This window comes from Alteromonas sp. H02 (assembly GCF_059682525.1).
This window is the reverse complement of sequence record NZ_CM185021.1, coordinates 3,528,144-3,543,241: the sequence shown is the minus strand read 5'-3', so window position 1 is coordinate 3,543,241 and position 15,098 is coordinate 3,528,144. Positions and strand designations below refer to the sequence as shown.

General features: G+C 48.6%; 13 protein-coding genes. 5 read left to right on the top strand and 8 right to left on the bottom strand.

Annotated features, from left to right (window positions below; all coding sequences use genetic code 11):
• Positions 1–88: 88 nt before the first annotated feature.
• Together AC566Q_RS16425 and AC566Q_RS16420 are read left to right on the top strand one after the other, a co-directional pair.
• Positions 89–619 (top strand): PAS domain-containing protein, encoded by a 531-nt coding sequence (locus tag AC566Q_RS16425; RefSeq protein WP_105933547.1) that lies wholly within the window; start codon positions 89–91, stop codon positions 617–619.
• 13 nt (positions 620–632) lie between these two features.
• Positions 633–2,126: a methyl-accepting chemotaxis protein gene (locus AC566Q_RS16420; protein ID WP_499608246.1), complete on the top strand. Its 1,494-nt coding sequence runs from the start codon at positions 633–635 to the stop codon at positions 2,124–2,126.
• A 572-nt stretch (positions 2,127–2,698) separates the two neighbouring features.
• On the opposite strand, the gene AC566Q_RS16415 is transcribed toward AC566Q_RS16420, so the two are convergent.
• The 3 genes from AC566Q_RS16415 to AC566Q_RS16405 form a co-directional block, all read right to left on the bottom strand.
• Positions 2,699–3,190, bottom strand: coding sequence for a hypothetical protein (locus AC566Q_RS16415; protein ID WP_499608242.1), 492 nt, complete (start codon positions 3,188–3,190; stop codon positions 2,699–2,701).
• Positions 3,191–3,628: 438 nt separating this feature from the next.
• The gene (locus tag AC566Q_RS16410; protein WP_342632605.1) at positions 3,629–4,810 is read right to left on the bottom strand and encodes an IS91 family transposase; all 1,182 of its coding nucleotides are present in this window, start codon (positions 4,808–4,810) and stop codon (positions 3,629–3,631) included.
• 10 nt (positions 4,811–4,820) lie between these two features.
• The gene (locus tag AC566Q_RS16405; RefSeq protein WP_499608236.1) at positions 4,821–5,690 is read right to left on the bottom strand and encodes a tyrosine-type recombinase/integrase; all 870 of its coding nucleotides are present in this window, start codon (positions 5,688–5,690) and stop codon (positions 4,821–4,823) included.
• A gap of 328 nt (positions 5,691–6,018) precedes the next feature.
• Here AC566Q_RS16405 and AC566Q_RS16400 point away from each other — a divergent pair, with 328 nt between their 5' ends.
• Positions 6,019–7,680: a vWA domain-containing protein gene (locus AC566Q_RS16400; RefSeq protein ID WP_499608231.1), complete on the top strand. Its 1,662-nt coding sequence runs from the start codon at positions 6,019–6,021 to the stop codon at positions 7,678–7,680.
• 55 nt (positions 7,681–7,735) lie between these two features.
• On the opposite strand, the gene AC566Q_RS16395 is transcribed toward AC566Q_RS16400, so the two are convergent.
• From AC566Q_RS16395 to AC566Q_RS16385, 3 genes are all read right to left on the bottom strand, one after another.
• Positions 7,736–8,077: a hypothetical protein gene (locus AC566Q_RS16395; RefSeq protein WP_499608228.1), complete on the bottom strand. Its 342-nt coding sequence runs from the start codon at positions 8,075–8,077 to the stop codon at positions 7,736–7,738.
• 234 nt (positions 8,078–8,311) lie between these two features.
• Positions 8,312–9,724 carry a family 43 glycosylhydrolase gene (locus AC566Q_RS16390; protein ID WP_499608225.1) on the bottom strand — a complete coding sequence of 471 codons (1,413 nt, stop codon included), beginning with the start codon at positions 9,722–9,724 and terminating at the stop codon, positions 8,312–8,314.
• Between the two features lie 240 nt (positions 9,725–9,964).
• On the bottom strand, positions 9,965–10,648 hold the full coding sequence (locus tag AC566Q_RS16385) for an FMN-dependent NADH-azoreductase (protein ID WP_499608222.1): 684 nt from the start codon (positions 10,646–10,648) through the stop codon (positions 9,965–9,967).
• Positions 10,649–10,780: 132 nt separating this feature from the next.
• Between AC566Q_RS16385 and AC566Q_RS16380 the strand changes: the two genes are divergently transcribed.
• On the top strand, positions 10,781–11,635 hold the full coding sequence (locus AC566Q_RS16380) for a LysR family transcriptional regulator (RefSeq protein ID WP_105936508.1): 855 nt from the start codon (positions 10,781–10,783) through the stop codon (positions 11,633–11,635).
• Positions 11,636–11,686: 51 nt separating this feature from the next.
• Here the strand turns inward: AC566Q_RS16380 and AC566Q_RS16375 are convergent, their stop codons facing one another.
• Entirely contained in the window at positions 11,687–12,460 is a 774-nt protein-coding gene (locus tag AC566Q_RS16375; RefSeq protein WP_205664812.1) for a 3-keto-disaccharide hydrolase, read from the bottom strand.
• Positions 12,461–12,639: 179 nt separating this feature from the next.
• Here AC566Q_RS16375 and AC566Q_RS16370 point away from each other — a divergent pair, with 179 nt between their 5' ends.
• On the top strand, positions 12,640–12,939 hold the full coding sequence (locus AC566Q_RS16370) for a hypothetical protein (protein ID WP_105936509.1): 300 nt from the start codon (positions 12,640–12,642) through the stop codon (positions 12,937–12,939).
• A gap of 82 nt (positions 12,940–13,021) precedes the next feature.
• Here AC566Q_RS16370 and AC566Q_RS16365 read toward each other — a convergent pair whose 3' ends face one another.
• Positions 13,022–15,094: a M13 family metallopeptidase gene (locus AC566Q_RS16365; protein WP_499608215.1), complete on the bottom strand. Its 2,073-nt coding sequence runs from the start codon at positions 15,092–15,094 to the stop codon at positions 13,022–13,024.
• Positions 15,095–15,098: the final 4 nt, after the last annotated feature.

Here is a 15,098-nt window from a genome sequence, read left to right as displayed (position 1 = left end):
TGGCCGCATGCCCGTTGATGTCTTCAGGGTACTGGTCGGCGTCAGCCGTGGGCTATGAAGGCCAAAGGATAAAAGAAGTGAGAAGAATGTGATTGCAGTTTCTGCTAATACCAGAGAAGTAACCTTTTCTGCCGACGAACTTATCGTGAGTAAAACCGACTTACGCGGCAACCTGACTTACGCAAACCGGCACTTTATGCGGGTTTCTAACTTTGCTGAAAGTGAGTTGCTCGGCCAGCCACACAATATTATTCGTCATCCGGATATGCCCAGAGGCGTGTATCACGCAATGTGGAAAACCCTTAAATCCAAACACGAATTCTTTGGGTTTGTTAAAAACCTGACCTCCGATGGCAATTTTTACTGGGTATTTGCCAATGTCACACCTGACTTTAATAAGGGCAATGTAGAAGGCTTTTTCTCTGTTCGCCGCCAGGCGCCGAGAGCCGCACTGGCGGTTATTGAGCCGGTTTACCGTCAGATGCGGGAAATAGAACAGCGCAGTCGCAAAGAAACAGCGCCAACCGATTCCTGGAACTGGTTACAGGAGCACGTTAAAAGCGAGACCGGCCTGGGTTACGAAGAGTTTGTCATCGGACTCTACGAAGAGCACTGTTAAGGGAATGGCTATCATGAAAGAAAACACCAGTAACGTCAGTAAAAACATTCCCTTTTTATCGCAGAAGTTTTTAATAAACTGTGTGGTATTTATCGTGCTAACCGTTGTCCTGGCGGTGTATAGCATCATTGCTAACGGCGTAGGGTTCGTAAACGTGAGTTCGCCGATAATCGCCGTGGTGTTTGCTATATACGCTTATCGCGACCATCAGCGGCCCATTGATGCACTAAGCGCCATTCATCTAACCCTTAAAGAAGCGATTCAGGGCAATACGCACGTGCGGGTTACACAAACCCGTGGGCTAGGCGAAGTGGGTAAGGTGGCCTGGGAGCTCAACGACTTTCTTGATATCGTTGAAACGAATTTTAAAGAGCTGTCTAACAGTTTTGAACGGGCGGGCAAACGCCAGTTTTACCGCAAAGGCCTGGTAAAAGGCCTGCCGGGAGAATTTGCAGAGATCATGAACAACGTTAACGGTGCCATAGGCGCCATGGAAAAAGCTGATACCTTTGCCCGGCAAAATCGCCTTCTCAGCGAAATGCATCATCTTAATACCAGCAACCTGTTGGATAATCTCAAAGACAGTCAGAGTCAAATGGTCACGTTATCGGAGAAAATGGATGATGTACTCTCCATTGCCGGTGAGAGTAAACACGGCGCTGATCGCAGTTCTAAAACGGTAGGTGAGCTTAAGCTTTCCATCGAACAGGTTAATGAGCGCATGGTGTCAGTGGAAGAGACGGCCAATCTGTTAGCTCAGGAAAGTAGCCGCATTGCCGAAACCGTTAAACTGATAGGCGATATTGCTGAGCAAACTAACTTACTGGCCCTCAACGCCGCCATTGAGGCTGCCCGGGCCGGTGAAGTGGGACGGGGTTTTGCTGTGGTGGCAGATGAGGTTCGCCATCTGGCCGATCGTACCCGTAAATCCACCGAAGAAATCAGCGATATTATTTTTAACCTGACCGGCAAGATAGACACGATGGTGTCGCAAACGCTGGAAGTTGCGCAGAGCACCAAAGACATCGGTGATGAAGTCTCCAGTTTTCATACCAACTTTGAATCGGTAGCGAAAGCCGCCGACGATACCATTACGCTGATCGGCCAGACCAAAGACAGCTCATTTGCTTCACTGGTGAAACTCGACCATATCATTTACATGCAGAACGGTTACATCGCAATGGAGAATGATGCCGAAGGCAAAGAAGCCGATGCGGTAAAAGTTGACCATATGTCGTGCCGTTTAGGTAAATGGTACTTCGAAGGTATTGGTAAAGAGATGTTTAGCGGTCTCAATGCTTTCAAGGAGCTGGACAGCTATCATGCCGGCGTGCACCAGAATGTGCATAAAGCGATGGAATACGTCACCCAGGACTGGCTGCGCAGTGATGCTGTGTTTGATGGCATTATTCATCATATGAGTTTAGCTGAGCAAAACAGTTCACAGGTAATCAACTGTCTGACCAGGCTGGTGGATGAAAAGCACAGGTTACCGGCGGTGCGTTAATGCCAGCGGTTAAACATAAAATGTACTGATTCTATACATCCGACAATTTCGGATTTTGTGTTCAAACAAACCTAACGGTCCTCAACTGAACAATGGCTGCAAAGAGCGGAAAGCGGACATCAGATGGTCGGATTGTAATCGTCAGCTAAAGACTATATTTTTCACACAGCCTGTACGGATAGCGGTTGCTTGCGAACCTGATTTTTGATGGATTTAAGTGACAAAAGACAGTTCACGTAGATGCCGTTCGTTTAACTCAAGTAGCACGACTTAACTATCCCTCTGTAACGAAGTATAGGAGATAGTTTTAATTGTTCTGATACGTATGTTACTCAGTTCACAAAATAAAACTTACAGTTTACCCAAAGGAATGCACATGCCTATTCTCGATATTGACGTTTTTACGCCATTGCAGCACTAAGCTGTATTGAATGCCAGCTGGCGCACGGAACAAGCAGAGGTGTCCATTAGCAAACTACTCTCGTTAGCTCGACCGGACGCCGATGGATTTTCTATTGCGCATGACGACGTGATCGTTTCACTTGAGTGTGCGTTATCGCTCCTGCAATAGCTCACACGCGCCAATAAATTCTAAACAAGAAGAGAAAGCGGTAGGGATTTAGTAGCTTTGCCAGTAGCTCATCAAGCTCCTTGACATGGATGTAATGGTTCGCCAGTTCATCCAATAAGGACTCTGCACCCATTATCCACCGTTTTCGCTGTTCAACATTATCCCCGTTGATCCAGTCAAACATAGGAGATGAATAAAGACTTTTCGTTGTTTCCTGCACTTCAACTTCTGAATTTAGGTAGCGTGAAATGACTTTTGTATGTTCTTTCTTTAGCTTCCATAAAGGGTGATCATGACTGATCTCAGTAGAAGGCATTGTTGTGTACGTTATCAAAGGATAATAGGGAGGTTCTTCACTGACACTTTGCATTGCCCGGTGTAAGAGGTTATCAATTTGTACGATTTCAGCAGGAATTTCGGCATTAGAATCCTTCTTTGTAAGAATTTCCAGCCACGACTTGCTATCGTGACAGCCTGGGTGCATCGCAGACACCTCGCTCCTTGGAACGACATCATCGTATCGTTTTTTGACACTATCAATATCAGCTCTAAGGAACTCCAGGTAACTAAGCTTGATGCTTTTCAAATTCCGGTAGTGTTTAGATTATCAGTTATCTGCCCTCCATTCAGATCCACCTTGATGTCCTACTCTCGGGCAGATATCAGATAATCTTCGTTGGACGAAACCGCGGGATGTTACCCCTGTGGTTTGGCTATGGGGATTTCGATGGTGAATGTGAGTCTGCTGTAGAGGATGATCGCCAAGATCACGTGTTTCCAGTGGTGCTTTGTTTCTATTGGCATCTGATTTTCACGTTTTTATTCAGCTCGGTTGTCTCGTTCTATTCATTGTCATGGGGTTTATAGCGTTTCAGGTAAAGCATCATCCTCACCAGTAAAGGCGCTTTTTTTATCTCTTTAAGCACCCCGCCTATTTAGGGGGCGCTCTTGGTAAGTATGCAGGTAGCCTGAGCGCCGACACCTTCATCGGTGATTGACATTGCCTGCACACGAAGGGGGCTGAGTCTGTCTCCGATTCATTGGCCGTCTTTTTGATGTCTGGCGGCGGAGCTACGTGCAGGGCTTGTCTGGCCATATTGAGTTTGGCTTTACTGGCCAGTAACCCATAATGCCGGATACGATGAAACCCGGTTGGCAAGACATGCAATAAAAATCGACGCATGAACTCGTCACACGTCAGTTGCATCGTCCGGTGCATGTTGTTTCCTTTGCGCCGGTAATCCTTATAGGTGAACGAGACATGTGTTTCATCAACGGATTGTAGTCGGCGATTCGCAATCGCTACACGATGCGTATAACGCGACAGGTACTTCAGCACCGCTTGTGGTCCTGCAAACGGCGGTTTGGCATACACCACCCATTCCATGGATTGTTGCTGTTTGCACCATGCCATAAAGTGCCCGGCGTGTTCAAAGCCACTGGTCTGCGTCAACTCCCCGAAGCACAGTAACTGCGTCGATTCGTATAACTCACGTACGCCTTGCATATACAAACGGCGGAACAAGCGTGATAACACTCTGACCGGCAAGAAGAAGCCCTTTTTACACGCTTTCCATTGTTTTGCGTTATCCAGCCCGCCACCGGGCACAATGCAATGCACATGAGGATGATGCATCATCGCGGAGCCCCACGTATGCAACACCATAGTGGTGCCAACCTCAGCGCCTAAGTGTCGCGTATCACCGGCAATGGTCAGCAACGTTTGTGATGCGGCTTTAAACAACAACTGATACATCTGTGCTTTATTGTAAAAGGCCAGTTGTGCTACCTCACCAGGTAAGGTAAACACCACATGGTAGTACTCTACAGGTAACAACTGCTGCTCTCTGGCTGCAAACCAGCGTTTGGCGCTTGAACCCTGGCACTTCGGACAGTGACGATTACGGCAGGAGTTATATGCGATGGCATCGGTATGACAGTGTTCGCAGTGCAGGTGATGAGCACCTAATTGGGCACTTCGACAACGCTCAATGGCTGACATCACTTTCAGTTGAGCTAAGCTTAAACGCCCATGCTGAGCGCTTTTATACTGCGTACCAGACAGACGAAACACATCCGCCACCTCAAGCGGTGGCCGTGAACAACTCGACATAACGTCACGCTCACAATGCCAGTGTATCTAACGGACTCACCACCTCACGCAAGAGTTTACTGGCGACTTGTGCATACAGCGCAGTGGTTTCCAGTTTACTATGCCCCAACAGCGTTTGGATGATGCGAATATCGACTTTATCTTCCAGTAAGTGCGTGGCGAAACTGTGCCGTAAGGTGTGCATGGAGACTTTTTTATTCAGTCCTGCATCCAGACACGCAGATTGACAGGCACGACTGAGTTGACGGGTGCCAATAGGGTTTAACGGATTCTGCCCTGGGAACAACCACCCACCCGGTAGCATTAGGTGATGCGCTTTGGCATGTTTGTACCATTGGCGAAGTGTACTCAACAGCATGGGCGATAACATTGCCATTCTGTCTTTCTTCCCTTTACCTTGCTCAACGCGCAATAGCATGCGCTGACTATCGATATCCGTGACCTTCAGTGCCACGACTTCACCAATCCGCAAACCAGCCCCATAAGCGACCGAGAAAGCAGCTTTGTATTTGATGCTATGTGTGGCATCAATCAGTTGCTTGATTTCCTCTTTACTCAATACCGTCGGCAACTTTCTTGGCACCGGCACGGTACTGACTTTGAGCATCACATCAGGTCGATTCAAGGACTTATGAAATAAGAACGTTAAACCCGATAACGTGGCATTGATGGTGATGTTAGATGTACCTTGCTCGGCCAATGTGAGTTGGAATTGGCGCAATTCTTCAGCCGTGGCATCCTCTGGCGAGCGTTTCAAAAAGGTAGCGAGTTTCTTCACGCCTCTGATGTAGCCTATTTGCGTTTTAGGACTGAGCCTACGCATGGTCATATCTTCAATCATGCGTTGGCGTAAGGGGTTGGATCCTTCAAAGTAACTCATGGTTTCACTCCTGAGTGAATTCAGGGCGACATTGCCCTTCCTTCAGCTTAGAAGCGGGGAACGAGATCAGAATATAATTAATGAGGTGGGGGCGGCACTACTACCGCGGAGCGGTTTAGTCCTTTGACCAATTACAGAAATTTCAGAATCAAATGAGTTCTGGATTTGTACTCTGCCAGGTCAAGTTGAACTTATTCACATTGATATGTGAACAAAAACAAGGCAAGCATGTTCGCTTGCCTTTTCTTTGTGCGGCTATTCAGCTTACAGTTAAGTTGCCACTGTTATCGTTGATTTATCAATTACCTTTGATCTCATGGAGCAGAAAATGACAAAAACAAGGTTTGGTCGCAGCGCGTTGGTAATTGCCATGACAGTTGCGCTGGTTAATTGTACTTCAGGACCGAGCGAACAAGAGTTGGCCGCTGAGCGACAGGCGAGTAAGGCAGCCGAAAAAGCCGAACAGATGAAAGTAAAGCGCGAGCGACACGTTGCTGCCGAAATGGTCAGGACGCTCGCGGTAGCTGACAGCCGTATGGCGCCTATACCGGCGCCTGTACAGCCACAGTACCAGGACGACTTCGAGCAGTTTGATGCCAATCCGGTCAAGCAGGTTAAAGATGAACCGGTATCAACGTTTTCTGCCGATGTGGACACGACCTCCTACAGTTTTGTGCGTAAACAGTTAAACCGTGGCTATCTGCCCGAGAAAAGCGCCGTGCGACTGGAGGAAATGGTGAATTATTTTGACTATAACTATCCGTTTCCAACCAGTGCGAACCGGCCTTTTTTGCCCACCGTAGTGGTACATGATTCGCCCTGGGCCGAGCATCGTAAGCTGGTGCATATTGGTATTCAGGGATACGAACTGGAGCAAAGCGAACAGCCGGATAGTAACCTGGTGTTTCTGCTGGATGTGTCAGGTTCGATGAACGCGCCGGATAAACTCCCGCTGGTGAAGCAATCCATCAAGCTATTGCTTAAAACACTCAAGCCAACCGATACCATAGCTATTGTGGTGTATGCCGGAGCCGCTGGTACCGTGCTCGAGCCGACAAAAGTAGCGCAGGCAGCAACAATCATCGAAGCGCTGGATAAACTGAAAGCTGGTGGCTCCACCGCTGGCGGCGAAGGCCTGCAACTGGCGTATCAACTGGCCGAGTCGAACTTTGATGAGCAGGCAGTAAACCGTATTATGCTCGCCACCGACGGTGACTTTAATGTTGGTTTGTCGGACCCTGAACAGTTAACAGACTTTGTTGAGCGTAAACGCCAGAGCGGTATTTATTTGTCGGTAATTGGCTTTGGGCGTGGTAACTATAAGGACGCGTTAATGCAGTCGCTGGCCCAGAATGGCAACGGGATCGCAGCGTACATTGATACGCTGGCTGAAGCGCAAAAACTGTTTGTGGAAGAGGCTACGTCATCACTGTTTCCCATTGCTAAAGATCTCAAGATCCAGGTGGAATTTAATCCGGCGGTGGTGAATGAATACCGGTTACTGGGATATGAAACCCGGGCGCTGCAAGCAGAAGACTTTAATAACGATAAAGTGGATGCCGGTGATATTGGCTCCGGCCACGCCGTAACGGCAATTTATGAGGTTACCCTTAACGGCCAGCCGGGCAGCTACCTGGATGAATCCCGTTATACCAGTGGCAACAGCGGCGCGGCGAATGACGCTTTAGCAGAATTGGGGTATTTAAAAATCCGTTATAAATTGCCGGGTGAGGAGACTTCGCAATTGCTGGATCAACCAATTATGAGCGCCATCAATGCTACGCCTGCGATCATGCAGGAAGTAAACTTTGCCACTGCGGTGGCCGGTTTTGCTCAGGTAATGAAAGACGGTAAGTATACCGGCCAATGGTCATTAGATGATGCATTTAATCTGGCGCTGGCAAACAAGGGCGAGGACTATTATGGTTACCGTGGCGAGTTTACTCAACTGATTCGGCAGGCAAAAATGGCCGAAGAAGCCGAATTTTAGCTCATGGCAAAAACCATCGCAGCGCTTATTAGCTACAAGTGCTTAGATGTAAACACTAAGCGCCGCTGATTCTACCGAGCTTCTCCAGCCGGGCTTTAATAGAACCCGACGTACGCTGATGGGATTTAGCCAGCTGAGAAATGCTGCTACCCGAATCAAAGGCGGCAGCTAACTGTTCGTCTTCCTCATCAGGCCAGGGTTTACCGGCATTGGGCGGCAATGACGATTTTCTCTGCTGGTACTTAACTGACCTGTCGAGTGCTTCGTGGGCCATAAAAAGTGCCCGAATAATAATCGGCTGGTTAAAACAGCTGTTATCGGATAGTACCTCCCCGGATGCCGGATCTATTCCTTGCGAGAGGGTATAAATCACGTCTTTAGCCTGACTAAGTTCCATCTTATTTCCTTATCGCTGATGTTTTGAATGCTCGTGGACAAAGCATAAATTAGCGGCGTACTGAGACAACTGTACACAGGGCGAGTTAGCTTGTACTTAGCGCAGTCAGAGTTTGCCGGTCTACCGACTATCTTAAGCAACTCTTTGGCAACCGCTTTTTCAGGTCAAATAGAAAAAGGGCATCAATCAGTGACCGATACCCTTTGTTTAATAATGAGTCGTCAGCCGGGGAGGCTAGTAGCGAGGCCAGCCGTTGCTGTCCCAGTTAAGTGTACTGATCAGCAGCTTGGGTACACCGTTATCGCTGGCATCATAGGCGTGGCGCACAATTACATCGGTATTCATGATGTCTTCACCACCGGGACCAACCCATTGTGAATTGCCTCCATCCAGAATCGTACCGCCACCCTGCATCATATCCTGGCCATTTTTATCTAAATACGGACCACGAATATCGGTGGAGCGTCCATAAGCAATACGGTAGGTACTGTCGGTACCTTTACAGCATTCGCCAATGGAGACAAACAAATAATAGTAGCCCTGACGGTAGATTAACGCCGGACCTTCTATTCCGCCTGAGCGGCTGGCAATGCTATAAAGCGGGCCAAAGGGCTTCATGGTGACCGGGTTAATGCGCGTTACCTTGATCCCAGAGTTCCACGAACCAAAAGTCATCCATGGGCTACCATCTTCTGCTTTAACTAATTCAGGGTCGATAGCATTGTAGTTATTGCTGTTAGTAGTGTTGATCACCAGTCCATCATCACGCCAGCTGCCGCTGGCTATACTGGGAGCCGAAGCCAGGCCTATTGCAGAAACCCGAGAACCAAAGGTCGATACAGAATAGTACAACCAAGCCCGGCCATTGTAGTGTTTAATGTCCGGGGCCCAGACATCCTGACCGTCGTGACCCGGTACATAGTTGTCCCACCAGGAAAGGCCATTAGGGAAGACTGCCAGTGCGTCGTTCCAGGTTACACCGTTATCCGACCATTTTCCGGCAATGCCCGGGCCGGTCTGGAAGATCCACCAGCGGCCATCTTCATAAGCCAGGGTTGGGTCGTGGGTGACCAGGCTCCCGGTTAATGGCCAGTGGCTTACGGCACCATTTGTTGTTGACGGATCCCAGGGCGTATTTTCAACACTGGCAAGTTTATTTAGTTGCCAGCGCTGGGCGTCACCACTCCAGTAATCCCACTGTGCGATATTGGCACCATCAGAGGTGTCAAAACCATACAGATCAAGGGCCTTACCTGAGTGCTTGTTGATAAAGCTAACGGTGCCGTCAGACAGCTCATTAATTTGCCAGCGCTGACTGGCCAGCCCACGATCCTCAAACTGCACGATGTTGGCACCGTTACTGGTTTGCCAGTCAAACACTTCCAGCGCCTTGCCTGAGTTTAAGTTGATCACGCTATAGTAACCGTCTGACTGCTCGGCAATCAGCCAGCGCTGTGTGTTATGACCATTCGCTGACCACTGAATAACATTAGCGCCATCATTCACATCGGCGGCGCCCACTTCCACTAACTTGCCGCTGTGTTTAGAGGTAATGGTGTATACACCGTTATCGATAGCATTTGCCATATCCGCACACAACCCCAGTGCAACAATAGCTAACGCCCGACCAAATACAGATAATTGCATAGTAAATATCCTATTATATTATATTACTATTATATTGTTGATCTATTGTTAATGATTGGCAAATGAAAAATCATAAAATTAACAAATTTAATTATTGCTAGGGTAATCAGTTGGATAAGGGGGGGTGGTGTTAATTCTTTCTATTTTGATGCATGACGATGGGAATATTTGCCATACAAAAGACGGGCTGATGGAGCGTAAACAAAGTGCCACCAGCAATTTCAGGGCAATGCTCAGTATTTAGCAAGCAACGGCAGTTTGTTTGCTGGCCAGTAGCAGAGCGATCTCATCAGCTTTTAATCTGGCTTGTTGTAGTGACTGCTGATGCCTGTGGTCAGCAAATTCCTGATACTCAGAAGCGATCTCATAAATGTCTGTCACGCCCAGGTATTTACTGAGTGTACGCAGGTGCGGGACTAAATGACTGGCGCCTTCGTTGATGCCACCGCGTTCAAAACCAAACTCGCCGCTGGAGGTAATGATCACCAGGATTTTTCCCGATAGCAGAGGCGCAAGTGGTTTATCACCGCGGGCTAAATCAAAGTCAAAGGTCTTGTTAATACGCACAATTTGATCAAACCAGGCTTTTAACTGAGCGGGCATGCCGTAGTTGTACATGGGCGATGAAATCACAATGATTCCGGCTTTTTCAACTTCGCTTATAAGTTCATCAGACGGGGCCAGCAACTGCTGCTGTAAGGCGGTTCTTTTCTGTTCAGGCGTAAATACCGCACCTATCCAATCCTGAGTAATATAGGGCGGCGGATTCACTCCAACGTCACGATAGATATATTCATCTGTATTCGCCGTTTTCTGTAACTTACTAATAAACTGTCTTGCCAGCTTTTTTGAAATGGAGTCGTGCTCAGGATTGCTATTGGAAATGGCCCTGACGCTGGAATCTACATGTAAAATAACACTCATGGTAACTACCTTTGTTGGTTAACTTTTACCGTTATTTTCAGGCGTTACCAAGCCACTGACAACCGAGTAAAAAACATTTACAGATGAGTAAAACTCATCTATTTTGGTGTCATTGAGTAGCGGGAGTACAACATGCAAGTTTCTTTGCCAGCGTTAAAGGCGTTCGAATCTGCAGCCAGGCTGGGTAGCTTTAAGGCGGCCGCTGCTGAGTTATCGATTTCTCCTACCGCGGTGTCTCACCACATTACTAATCTTGAGCAGCGGTTAAATGTGAGCTTATTTCGGCGGGAGACCAGAAAAGTCATCCTTACAGCGCCAGGTAGAGAGTTAGCTGTTGCTACCAGTCAGGGCTTTCAAACCATTAACACGGCGCTCGAAGACATTTCACGAAACGATAAACAAATCAAAGTGGCTACCACTTCATCCTTTGCCGCCCTGGCACTGTTACCTGCTTTACAGCGTTATTATGAGCAATATCCGCACAGTAAAGTGAACATAACCAGTGGTGAGGAAATTAACACCGACCACTTCAGCCTGTCTGTGCGACTTGGTGCCTTGGCTGAGCAAGCCGATGGTGACGTGCTTATTCGGGAACGGTTTAATTTGTATGGCAATGCCCGGCTCACTACTCAGTTGGACCAGACTTCGCCAATAACAATTTACACCACCCGCTGGAAAAACAGCGCTTTACCCGAAGTCCCATTGCAGGCGTGGTTAAACCATAACGATTTATCGTACAGGCAGTTTGAGGTACGTTATTTTGATCAGGAGTTGTTTGGGATTCAGCAGGCTCTGCTGGAAAACGCCTGCGTATTTTGCTCAACAACGCTTACCCGGGACTACGTTAAGGCGGGATTACTAACGGAGTCAGGCTACCCTCCAATTGACTCTGCTTTGTGCTACTACATTGAAAACAAAGACAGCTTAATTACCCGGCACAACGTAATGTTTATAGAATGGCTGGAGGAGTTACTTAAGCAGCACTGACCTTAAACAAAAGCGCGGCAAGCTCGGCATGTCTTGCCGCCGCAACAGCCCTTAGAGTGACTTGATTTTAATGTTGCGAAAATAGATCAGTGATGTCCACTGCTGCAGCACGATATGGCCTTTGGTATAGGCGCCAAAGCCCGCCTGATCCTTAAATCTTGAACGGGCTAACTGTGACTGCCATTGATCGCTGGTCAGGTCGGCGCGGGCAGTTAATTTTCCATTCAGATAAAACTCAACCTTGCCATCCTGCTGTTTAATAACAGACTGGTTCCAGCCACTGCTGGCCAGAAAGTCTGAGGCGGTTAACGGTGAGGCAAAGCCAAAAATCCCGCCAGAGCGCTTCACGGGATCCGCGTTATCGCCATGAGCTACGCCAAGGAGCTGATATTCCGGCCCGGTTTGCCAGGGTGTCACGCTTTCTGGCGTTTCCTGAACGTTAATAAACACTCCGCTGTTACCGTTTTCTGGCGATTGCCATTCAAACTTTAATTCAAAGTTTTCAAACACCTTATCGGTGGCTAAATCCCCATGCTGGAGGCCTCGCGCCGCCGGATTGAAGGTCAGCATATCTTCTTTTACAGTCCACGCCGGGACCGTATCCGGGTACTGAAACACATGCCAGCCACTGAGTGATTCGCCATCAAAAAGCAGTTGCCAGCCCTGTTGTTTTTCTTTCTGGCTAAGCTGGTTGTGTGGGGCCGCCAGAAGTGAACCTGATACTGCTTTATCGGGAGTGCTGTGAGCGTTAAAGCTAACGGTTAACAGTGCGGTTAGCGTGGCAACAAAACCCGGGCGGAACTTCGATATCAACTTCGCAATCACTAGGGCACCTTAATCTGAGTGTATGGTAAGTACTATGTGCTCTGTTTACCAAATTTTCACAATCTAAGCAAACCGGACACGAGCGCTTTTGCTGCAGGCTGGCGAGTGTTTGTGGCGTGATATTTTGCGTGCTACGGTGATAGTGTTATAAAAAGGAGCTCAATGCATGGCGGTTAAGGTTGACGGCGCCAGAGTTAAAACTGTCTGAGGACAGGGCATTTGGGTTATTTTTCGGTTGTGCAGGCATTGGTGTTGTGGAGTTGCTGTTTGAGCTTTTGATTATCCAGAGTTCATGGGCTCCAGTGGTTGGCATCGTCAAAGCGTTTATCTTTGGCGGTGTCGCAGCGTTGATTCCCGCGGCCTATGCTGCTTTTTCATTCTATCGCTCGAAAGCGCAATCCAGCACCCTGAAGTCCGTGTTGGTTATTTCACTTCTTTGGTTTTTAGCCGTGGCTATGACGCTTGCCGTAAGCCGGTAGTAGTCGAGGTGCCGGTTGTATTGCAAACATAAAAAAGCAGCCCGGAGGCTGCTTTTGGCATTGTTGTATTACTGGCAGGTAATTACCAGATTTTTACACGTTCTTCTGGTGCCAGGTACAGGGCATCGCCTGGTTGTACGTTAAAGGCTTCGTACCATGCATCGTGGTTACGTGGTGCCAGTGCACGGTAACGACCCGGAGAGTGAGTACCGGCACGTAACTGGTTAAGCATGCTTTGTTCGGTACGCTTTTCTTTCCAAACCTGCGCCCAGGCCAGAAAGAAACGCTGATCGCCGGTCAGGCCGTCAATAACCGGTGCTTCTTTGCCATTCAGGCTCAGTTTGTAAGCATGGTAAGCCATCGACAGACCACCTACGTCACCAATGTTTTCACCCAGGCTGTTACGGCCATTTACAAAGTTACCTTCAATTGGCTCATAAGCACTGTACTGGGCGGCTAACATGTCGGCTTTTGCTTCAAATGCTGCGCGGTCTTCGTCGGTCCACCAGTTTTGCTGAATCCCCTTGGCATCAGACTTAGAGCCCTGGTCGTCAAACCCGTGACCCATTTCGTGACCGATAACAGCGCCGATAGCACCGTAGTTCACTGCCGGATCGGCGTTAGGATCAAAGAATGGCGGTTGCAGGATAGCCGCCGGGAAGACAATCTCGTTGAACGATGAGTTGTAATAAGCATTTACCCGTTGTGGCGTCATGCCCCAGCGCTCGCGGTTAGTGGGTTCCAATTCATCTTCTACCTGCTTGGCGTGGAAGAACTTGCTGATGTTACGTTCGTTGGTCAGCAGATCCTGGTCGGTAATTTCCAGGCCTTCATAAGAAATCCACTCATCCGGATAACCGATTTTAGGGTTAAACGCGGCCAGCTTGGCTTTAGCATTGACCTTGGTTTCTTCGCCCATCCAGTCCAGACCGTCAATACGTTCGCCCAGGGCGGCACGCAGGTTTTCTACCAGTTCAGCCATTTGCGTTTTAGAGCTTTCCGGGAAGAAGCGATCCACATAGCTCTTACCAATGGCAAAGCCTAAAGAGGTAGTGCCAGACATGGCACTAAGCGCACGTTTCCAACGTGGACGAGGCTCTTGCTGACCGCTCAGGGTTTTACCATAGAAGTCGAAGTTGGCCAGATAGATGTCATCTGACAGCATCGACGCATTATTCGAGATAGTGTGGTAGGTCAGGTATGTTTTCCAGTCATCCAGTGGCGTATCGTTGATGATTTCGATAACGTCTTTTACCGGTTGTGGCTGGGAGATATTCAGCTCAGGCGCTTTAAAGCCCATGGCATCTAACCAGGCATTCCAGTCAAAGTCAGGATACATGTCAGCCAGCGCGCTGCGCTCGACCTGGTTTAATGTCAGGTCGCGGTCACGACGCTTTTCACGAGGCCACTGAATTTCTGCAATTTTGGTTTCCAGCGCCAGAATGGTCTGGGCTTTTTCTTCCGGGTTTTCTACGTCGGCAAAGGTCAGCATCTCAGCAATGTGCTTTACGTATGCGTCACGGATATTGCTGAAGCGCTCTGAATCGTTGAGGTAATAATCACGGTCAGGTAAGCCCAGACCGCCAACACCCACGCTCAGCTGGTACTCGTTTGGATCCAGGCGGTTATACCACAGGCCACCGTATAAAGGCGCTGATGTACCGGTGAGCCAGCTTTCGCCGAAGAATTCGGTAAGCGCTTTAACCGACGACAGGTTGTCGATGTCAGTCAGCGTAGGATTAATTGGCGTAATGCCTTTAGCGTTGATGGTTTCAGTATCCATATACGCAGTGTAGTAATCGTGAATCAGCTGTTCTTCGGCGGTTAAGTTATCCGACGCCATAATGTCGTCAATGATTTGCTTAACCTGCTCTTCGCTGCGATCGGCCAGGGCATTAAACGCACCAAAGCGGGTTTTGTCTGCAGGCAGTTCGTAGTTTTCATACCAGGTACCACTGGCGTACATAAAAAAGTCGTCACCCGGTTTAACGCTTTCGTCACGGGCGCTCAGGTCTACACCAAATGAGCCAATTTCGGCTTTAGCGGCGGGCGCTTCAGTTTGGGTGTCTGCGGTTTGCGTGGTGGTTTCTGGTTTGGAACAGGCCGTCAGGGCCAGCGATGCAGCAATAGTAGCTGCGAGCAATGTGTACTTCATATTG

Bases quoted from the DNA above. Each gene is read 5' to 3' on its own strand.
- AC566Q_RS16420 (WP_499608246.1), top strand. From the start codon at position 633: ATGAAAGAAAACACCAGTAACGTCAGTAAAAACATTCCCTTTTTATCG.
- AC566Q_RS16410 (WP_342632605.1), bottom strand. From the start codon at position 4,810: ATGTCGAGTTGTTCACGGCCACCGCTTGAGGTGGCGGATGTGTTTCGT.
- AC566Q_RS16405 (WP_499608236.1), bottom strand. From the start codon at position 5,690: ATGAGTTACTTTGAAGGATCCAACCCCTTACGCCAACGCATGATTGAA.
- AC566Q_RS16400 (WP_499608231.1), top strand. From the start codon at position 6,019: ATGACAAAAACAAGGTTTGGTCGCAGCGCGTTGGTAATTGCCATGACA.
- AC566Q_RS16395 (WP_499608228.1), bottom strand. From the start codon at position 8,077: ATGGAACTTAGTCAGGCTAAAGACGTGATTTATACCCTCTCGCAAGGA.
- AC566Q_RS16390 (WP_499608225.1), bottom strand. From the start codon at position 9,724: ATGCAATTATCTGTATTTGGTCGGGCGTTAGCTATTGTTGCACTGGGG.
- AC566Q_RS16385 (WP_499608222.1), bottom strand. From the start codon at position 10,648: ATGAGTGTTATTTTACATGTAGATTCCAGCGTCAGGGCCATTTCCAAT.
- AC566Q_RS16380 (WP_105936508.1), top strand. From the start codon at position 10,781: ATGCAAGTTTCTTTGCCAGCGTTAAAGGCGTTCGAATCTGCAGCCAGG.
- AC566Q_RS16365 (WP_499608215.1), bottom strand. From the start codon at position 15,094: ATGAAGTACACATTGCTCGCAGCTACTATTGCTGCATCGCTGGCCCTG.